Here is a 735-nt window from a genome sequence, read left to right as displayed (position 1 = left end):
ATCGCCAAGCAGGACATCGTCATCACCACGGCACTAATCCCCGGCCGGCCGGCGCCAAAGCTGGTGAGCCGCGATATGCTCAAATCGATGAAGCCGGGCTCGATCGCCGTCGATCTCGCCGTCGAGCGCGGCGGCAATATCGAGGGCGCGGTGGCCGGCGAAATCGCCGATGTCGAGGGCGTCAAGGTGATCGGCTATCTCAATGTCGCCGGCCGCATCGCCGCCTCAGCTTCGGCTCTCTATGCCAAGAACCTCGTCACCTTCCTGGAGAAGATGATTTCCAAGGAGACGAAGGAGCTGGCGCTGAAGCTTGACGACGAACTCGTCAAGGCCACCATGCTCACCCATGGCAGAGCGGTCGTGCATCCGAACTTTGGCGGGGCACCGGCTCCGGCCAAGGAGGGCTGAAATGGCAAACGATAGCGTAAACACCGCCCTCCAGAATCTCGACAAGGCCGTGGCTGCCGTCCATGACGCCGTCGCCACCCAGCCCTCGCTCGCCGATGCGGCGCATGCGCTCTCCGGCGGTGTGATCGATCCCTTCGTCTTCCGGCTGGCGATCTTCGTGCTCGCCATCTTCGTCGGTTACTATGTCGTCTGGTCGGTGACCCCGGCGCTGCATACGCCGCTGATGGCGGTGACCAATGCGATCTCCTCGGTGATCGTGGTCGGTGCACTGCTGGCCGTCGGCCTGTCGCTGTCTGGCTGGGCCACCGGCTTCGGCTTCGTTGCGCT

Annotated in this window: 1 protein-coding gene and 1 pseudogene; both read left to right on the top strand. The window is 63.8% G+C overall.

Features of this window, described 5'->3' with window-relative positions; all coding sequences use genetic code 11:
- Positions 1 to 408, top strand: a pseudogene (locus tag AC1D06_RS42690) (NAD(P)(+) transhydrogenase (Re/Si-specific) subunit alpha); the annotation flags it as partial.
- Between the two features lies 1 nt (position 409).
- On the top strand, positions 410 to 735 hold a 326-nt coding region (locus AC1D06_RS42685), incomplete at its 3' end, for an NAD(P) transhydrogenase subunit alpha part 2 (protein WP_477991633.1).

The organism is Rhizobium sp. P2_G2 (assembly GCF_056403555.1).
The sequence above is the reverse complement of the archived record's forward strand: the minus strand, read 5'-3'. Positions and strand labels throughout refer to the sequence as shown.